Source organism: Aporhodopirellula sallentina SM41 (assembly GCF_000346505.1).
In the GTDB taxonomy this organism is placed as follows: Bacteria; Planctomycetota; Planctomycetia; order Pirellulales; family Pirellulaceae; genus Rhodopirellula; species Rhodopirellula sallentina.
Genome location: NZ_ANOH01000478.1, coordinates 21,235 through 28,868 on the forward strand (window position 1 = coordinate 21,235; position 7,634 = coordinate 28,868).

Annotated in this window: 4 protein-coding genes; all 4 read right to left on the bottom strand. The window is 53.8% G+C overall.

The genetic code is table 11. The features are described from left to right. Positions 1 to 92: 92 nt before the first annotated feature. Positions 93 to 2,027: a carbohydrate-binding protein gene (locus RSSM_RS34035; protein WP_160168195.1), complete on the bottom strand. Its 1,935-nt coding sequence runs from the start codon at positions 2,025 to 2,027 to the stop codon at positions 93 to 95. A gap of 442 nt (positions 2,028 to 2,469) precedes the next feature. Further along, complete coding sequence (locus tag RSSM_RS30705) at positions 2,470 to 3,966, bottom strand: sulfatase (RefSeq protein WP_008689239.1); 1,497 nt, start codon at positions 3,964 to 3,966, stop codon at positions 2,470 to 2,472. A gap of 76 nt (positions 3,967 to 4,042) precedes the next feature. Beyond that, entirely contained in the window at positions 4,043 to 6,955 is a 2,913-nt protein-coding gene (locus tag RSSM_RS30710; protein WP_236621511.1) for a family 78 glycoside hydrolase catalytic domain, read from the bottom strand. A gap of 3 nt (positions 6,956 to 6,958) precedes the next feature. Further along, a partial coding sequence (locus RSSM_RS30715; protein WP_044304104.1) for an alpha-L-rhamnosidase C-terminal domain-containing protein occupies positions 6,959 to 7,634 on the bottom strand: 676 nt, incomplete at its 5' end.

Here is a 7,634-nt window from a genome sequence, read left to right on the forward strand (position 1 = left end):
ACGTCAGATCGGCAACCGCACGCATTCGGACGTCGGTTTACGATGCATGTTGTTAGCACGCACATAGTGGATTTGAATCGATGAGTTTTGCTCTACTGTTCACGGGCTAGGTAGCGTTCGAGCAGATCACGAACATCATGAACGGTACCCTTTCGATAGCCACTCGCGTCGGTATTGGCACCGGTGATCCAGTAGAGAACCATTCCAGCGTCTGAGATGTCAAACTTGCCTTTTTGAAAGCCAACGACTCCATCCTCTTCGGCGAGTTTTCCCTGCTTCCACAGCCACCGGATACGCTCGTCTTGATGATCCCGAGCCCAATGGAAAGCCCACAATGGCCGTTGTAGACCACGGCCAAGATGAGCGTTGTATCCGTTCTGGTCCGGGATACGCACGACTTCGACTCCCAGACGCTTCATTTGACTCCAGCTATAGAAGTCACCACTGCCATCGTTCGCAGGGTGATGCGTTACGAGCTTCACATACCGTCGCTTTGCAGGCTGCGAAGCCTCCAACGCGTAACCGATGATATCGGGTTCACCGGCTTCGATGATCCACAGCGGATTCGATCGCGTTGAAGTATTGATCTGTTCCTTTAGTTCCTCGACAACTTCTTTTTGATGTGTCCTGCAGTTCCAAAACGTGAGTTCGTCGAACCCGCCCCAGCGCGCGACAGTACCCTCACACGCAGTCTGCAGCATCTGTTGCCGATTGAACTCATCGCCTTCGGAAATATTGCTCGCTCTCACCAGGTCACAACTGTGTGAGCAGTGCACGAGTCGATGGTCCAACCCCGTCGCTCGCAACATCGCGAGTGCCGCGACGGTTCCCCCGATATCATCTGGATCCGGCGAGTTCCCATCAGCAACATACGCCAGACGTCCGGCGGGTGGTCGAATTGGAACTCCATCGGATTTTTCTTCCACCCAAACCCCTGAGCGGATCATGAACTCCTTCAGACGGAACAGGCCCCCTCCGCCCCCTTTAAAAACGAGGTAGAGATCATGCTGGCCGCTTACCTTGCCAAGATTCGCGGAGAAACACTCAAAGTTATTGACGCCGCCCGTCCCGCGTATGTCCAACACGCCGATCCGACCGCCGGACGCCGCACCGATACGCAGTTCGATCTTTCCGCCGTCTTCATCGACGCTCGAGGCCTGTACTTCGACACTGCCTGCGACACCCACACCAAAATCAAACGCCTTGTAGCAGACCCACGAAGCCTGCTTGATGTTATCAACGAGCGTTCCACTCTCCTTAAAAATGTCATCTCGGCTGGGATGAGATTCCGCATTAAAAGATGACGCTACGACGGTCTTATCAAGATCATCTTCCACAGGGATCTGCGCCGCGATCTTTTGCGACTCCGTCGCTTCCATTCGGTAAGCGACTTCGGGTGGCACCGTTTCAAGACGAAACACTGCGCGGTCGAGGCGAAACGCTTTCGAGCGTCCAGAGATAACCAGGGTATAAGTTTGCCCAGCCTTGAATTCGTAAATCGCTTTGCGTTTGTTGTTCTTGCGACCAGGGTCAAGCCGACCTCCCGTAACAGCCCAGTCACCAACGGCCCACTCCCAGGCAGAAATTTTTCCGCCAAAAAATTTGGTATCTCGCTTCAAAAGACTCAGCGACGCATTTCCTTTCGGGACGTCGTGCGGACCGGGGCCCGCAGCGTAGTCGCCAAGTACCCGCACGTAGCAATCATTCGCCCAGTCCGAGTGCTGATCGATCTCCACCTTCGCACAGTGGAGATCAAGAATATACCTTCCGTCTCGATTAATTTTGAAGTGGTACCGAAGCGGCGAGTGCGGGCTCCCAAGGTCATAGCGATTGCCGGTAAACTCCAAGTAGCCGCTACCTGAGAACCCTGCTAATTCTGTTCTCTTCACCCAAAGCCCTAACTCGGACTCGGTATTCTCTACTTCAATGCTGACAACGCCACCGGACTCGTTGTAGACATCCTCCGCCCCTGCCGTGCAGCAGGGCAAGAAGCCAACCATTCCGACAGTTAGCAGTGCTCTCACCATTATCAAGGATTTGCAATTCATAGTCGCCTGAAATACTCTCAATGCTTCTACTCGGTTTTTCGCTTATCTGAACCGACGTGATGGTTTTCTTCCGGAGATCCCAAAGGACCTGTTTCTAGAATTTTCTGATAGCTAGAATTCGACTACCGCGTACGAGCAGATAGGGCTCCCTTAACACCCGAGAAAGCTCGTGAATTTTGCGATAAAAACCACCGCTATTTAAGTTTTGTCGACTCGTCCCAAACTGCTTCGCTCGTGTGCCAACTAAAAACCTCGTGAAGCTAATCAGCCGAAGGGCATTTGCCCCGGTTCTCACTCACAATCCCCGACAACCGCGGCTAACGCCGATCGGCTGATGAGCTTTCCGCATAGTCAATTCGGGAATTCCCAAGACCAGGAACCATCACTTCACCATCCCCGATCAAAAAAGCACCACGCTTCCCTATCTCTTCATACTCACCTTGGTGGTCTCAATTCGACGAGCGGCATCGAGTTGTTCTGACAGACGCTCAACCAGTTCGTTATGCTCGGGAGAACCAGCAAGATTCCTGAGCGGCGTGCGGGTTTTCTGGTGATCGTAAAGCTCGCGAGCGACCACGCGTTTCGTTCCGGCGTGTATCCATTCGGTATATCGATAGCGGTCGGTTCGCATGCTGTAGCCCATCTTGGAACCACGCTGGTATTGGGTGAGGGCGAACGGCCTGAACTCCTGATGCGGGTTTTGCAAAAGCGGTCGCAGACTCTTGCCGTCACACGACTGGGGAATGTCGCCTCCAGTCATTTCCGCCACCGTCGGAAACAGGTCAACGATCTCGACCAATGCATCGGATCGTTTGCCTGGCGACACGCCCGGAGCGGAAACGAGCAGTGGCACCTGCGCATCGAGCTCAAAGTTAGTGTGTTTGCACCACAAACCGTATTCACCGAGTTTGAACCCGTGATCTCCCCAAAGCACCACAATTGTGTTTTCTCGCAAACCGAGTCGATCGAGTTCCGCCAGTACCTTGCCGACCTGAGCATCTGCAAAACTCACCGAAGCGGCGTAGCCATGCATGAGTTCTTGAGTCATCGCATTGGAGAGCCCTCCTTCTTGCGGAATCCCCTGATAGCCTCGCAGCTCGCCCCAAATCGTGAACGCAAGATCTGGTGTTCCACTGGGACGCTCGCGTGACGGCACCTTGAATTGCTCACGCTCGTAAAGGTCCCAGTACCGTTTCGGGGCAGCAAACGGCAGGTGCGGCTTCGCGAAACCGACACACATGAAAAACGGTTTGTCTTGTACTTCTCGCAGCGTCAAGATGGCTTGCTGGGCCACGACCCCATCGCGATAGCCTTCATCCTCGGTGGCATAGCACTCCGTTGGTGGCCCCTTTCCCGCCGCGCGAATTTGATCCACATCGAGTTTCCTCGCCTTCGCATCGTCAACCCGCTCCTTAATCGGATTCAACGTCGCGGGATCAGCGTACTTCGCACTAGGCGGTACGGCCAGATTCATCCACTCCTCGCGGTCGTCGCGCAGGTGGTGATACACCTTTCCGAACGATGCCGTGAAATATCCTCGTTCGCGGAAGTATCGCGGCAACGTCATTTTTGTCTTGTCCACCTTCCGCAGCGGCGTGAACAGATCACAAATGCCTGTATGATCAGGATACTGCCCGGTCATCATGCTAATCCGCGATGGAGCACACAAAGCCTGCTGGCAATACGCGCGTTCAAAGAGCACACCTTCGGAGGCGAGTTTGTCGATCGACGGACTCAGTATTTCGTCGGCACCATAGCAACCGAGTTCCGGACGGAGATCGTCCACGAATAGAATCAGAACGTTCCTTGCTTCTTTCAATTGCGGCTGATCCTCACCAAGCACGTTCGACGAAGGAAAAAGTAACGCGATCGCAAGAAGCGCATTGAGCCAAACGGTTGCAAAGAATTGTCGCATCATTGGGTTACTCCACCTTGAAAATTTGTTGTTCGCGCCCGTTTCTTTGTATTGGTGTCTTGGTCTAGCATTCTGTTATTCATCTTCGTGAATCGCTCCTCACGGCAAACCTGTAAACTCCCGAACCAAGATCGAACGTCATCCAAGATTGTCCCGCTTGCTGAACTCGCGTCACGTCTTCGTTGTACAGCGATTCGCTTTCGTACAGATCACTGGTTTTCGAACAGGGAACGAAGATTGTCGCGGTCGTGTTACACGGAATTTCAATCGTCCATTGAAACACGCGGCTTTCTGTCTTCCATTCGCTACGCACAACACCATACGGCGAGTCAACCGTCGCCGACGCCCACTGGATTTGGTCTGTCAACTGCGGTTGCAAATCGAAATGCTTGTAGCCAGGTTGAGAGCAACTCGGATTGATGCCGCCGAGACATTCATGCATAAACGCAGCGAATCCACCGTTCATTGGGTGATTGAAGGAATTGCGATGGTAGCGTTCCTTCTTCCACTCCCACCGACGCTCCGGCCAAGTCGTCAAACCACAACTCAGCACGTAGCCGGGACTAGGAAACGTAGTATCAGTCAACATCTCATAGGCGACATCGCCTCGTCCCTGATCGGCCAACACCGTGTACAGGTGTCGCAGCCCATGAATCCCGCAGGCGTGATGGCCGTCGTGTCGAACGTCGATATCGAAGACCAACCCTGCAACGCGTGCGTCCGTGTCGTCCGCAGGCACCATGTCGAATTTCAACGCCATCACGGTCGCGGTCTGACTGCCGTAATGCTTCCGTCCGCTGTCTTCAATTTCGTGAAGATAGCTCCTTTCGAACGCAGACGCGATTTCGCCAGCTTCCGCGAGACACTCGCGACTGTATTCCTCGTCTCCCAAGACCGATGCCACCTCACTAGCGATGTTCAACGCTTGGTAGTAGAACGCCGTACCTGAAACATACGGATGACACTCCATGAATTCAGGAGCCGCTTTACGATCCCAACGTGGCGGACACCAGTCACCCAAACCGTTTTCGATCACACCCTGCTTGTTCTTAAAGCTGCGGAAGTATGCCAGAAAATCCTTCACATGATCAAAACGCGTTCGAAACGCCTCCGCATCGCCCGTGTGCACATACAGTCGCCACGGCAATATCAGGTAGGCAATTGCCCAGTCGATGTTCGCGATTCGATTGGCCCTCTTTCCCGGAGCCACCATTGTGGGAACTCCCACACTATCCGGTCGAACGCGTCTGAGTCGTGCATCTTTGCGACGACTGTCTTCGATATCGCGAATGTACTTCCGATAAAACGTGGTCATGTCATAGTTGTAGAGGCTCAGGTCCGCGGTCGCGTGAGCGTCACCTAGCCAGCCGCATTTTTCACGATGCGGGCAATCTTCAGGCAGCGAATGCCAATTGCCTTCCAAGCTCAGCAAACTCGCCGCGTATTGTTGGTTTAGCAAGTTTTCAGAGCACTCGAACGTACCGATACGCTCCACATCACTGCGAACGAACACAGCCGAAACGCTGTCCTTGCTCGGTGGACAACAAAGACCACTGATTTCCACATACTGGAAACCGGAATACGTGAACCGAGGCGACCATGTTTCCTTTCCGTCTCCTTTGCAAACATAAATCAGTTCATAGGGAGCACCTGGGGCACCGCCATAGGTGCGTTGGTCGGCTCGGCCAGTGGCTTTGTCCAGCACTTCCGCAGGGAGAATCTCGATCACATCGCCAGCATCCTGACTAACCTCCATTTCAATCCAACCAGCGATGTTCTTGCCGAAATCAAATAACCACGTATCAGGAGCGACCTGTGCGATCGCCACCGGATCCAAGCGTTTAATTTCTTTGATCGGCGGTAGCAATTGGGGTCGCAGTCGTTCGTCTGCGCAGGGCGACTGTTTCTCAACCGCCATCTGCCAGTCGGAATCGTCCAGTCCGGGGTGTGCCCAACCATCAATCTCCCGTCGCGCGTCGTAGCTTTCTCCCCAATAGACATTGTCAAAAACCGTTGGACTGACGCAGGCCTTCCAACTCTCATCCGTCACGATTTCTTCGCTACTACCGTCGGTGTATTCAACAAACAGTTTCGCTCGGACGCTCGGTTCACCGTACCCAAACTTTGCTTCGAAGGCGATGTTTTGACCATAGAAACCGTTGCCTAGCCAGAATGCTACCGCGTTGTTTCCCTGACTAAGGTGGTCCGTCACGTCGTGAACTACGTAAAGAGTATGTTGTGCATAATTGGTCTGTCCCGGATCCAGCACCGCATCACCGACCTTCTTACCGTTGATGAAGAAATCTGCGTAGCCAACTCCGCACACATAGGCCATCGCTCTACGGATCTCTTTTGCCAGCGACACGTCCTTTCGCAGTAAAGGCGACGGGTGAGAGCGAAGCTCCTTCTTAAGCGTTTTGTTTACTCGACTCGCTAGCGTCGAATCCCGAGTGTCCTCTTTCAGACCGATCCACTGCGAACCAGCCCAATCACTGGGGTTCAGCAATGCCATCGACCACGTCGCTATGTCCGACCATGCACTTTGACGCCCCTGGTTGTCCGTGATGCGAACTTTCCAGAAGCACGCTTGGCGGCTGCGCAGTTGCTCGCCTTCATATGGAACGAGCGTCGACTGAGCCGATTCAACGACTCCACTGTTCCACAGATCCGCGTGCTCAGGTGACAGCAACTCAGCACGGCTTGCGACCAACACGTGATAGGACGCCTGCATGACATTGCGATCCGAATCGTTTGCGTGAATTTTCCAGCTCAAACGCGGCTTGGCGCAGTCAAGCTGAATCGGATCTCGGAGGTGCTCGATTCGCAGATCATGCACACCTGTCGCGTTCGCGTAGTTCTCTGAAAGTCCAATCACGGACGTCGATAGCAGGAACGCGGCAGCGCAGATCACTCGATTGAGAAGATTGATGAAGAACAACATCAAACTAGAGCATGAGAGTGAAACAGTGGTAAGCCAAGTTGGAGTGCGCATTCGCTAGTTCGCATCGGCAGGAATGGTTGCGACAAACGACCAATCACCCGGCGGCACTCGGAACGTGATGAACCGTGCGTCTTCGTCAGCAAAAGTGACTCCGCGGTCGCCATCGACAACAACTCCGTCATTCCACACGATATGGCCGTCAACAGAGATTTGCTTGACAGGGCCGAATGATTTCGGAATGCCAATCATCGCGGTCGTCTCGGGAGGCGACTGAAGCAGCAATACGAAACGTTCGGGCTCTCGATGCATCTCGACTTTGATGTCGCCTTTTACACTCGGAACGTTTTGCCGAATCATCGAAAGGTGTTGCAGTTGCGGCTCTACTTGGTATTCGCTCCAGGCCGGTTCGGTGGGTCGAATGCCGGCGATATGCTTGGCGAGGATCGTGTTCGGCGCGTTCCAGGCGTGGTTATAGGTGCCACCCTTTGGAAACATTTCGTACAATGTGGTCTGCCACTCGTTGTCGACCTGCGACTGGTAACGCTGCTTCATCCGCTGCAAAGCTTCGGCGTAGAATCCGGCCTGACACATCGCATCTTCCACCATCCACTCGAAATGCGGGCTGCAGTACTGGTTGGGAATCAACACGTTACGAACGATCGTTTCATGCTTAGTTTTCGGCGCCAGCCCGGACAGGATTGTCAAGCAATTGGCTCGATCGTCCTGCAGC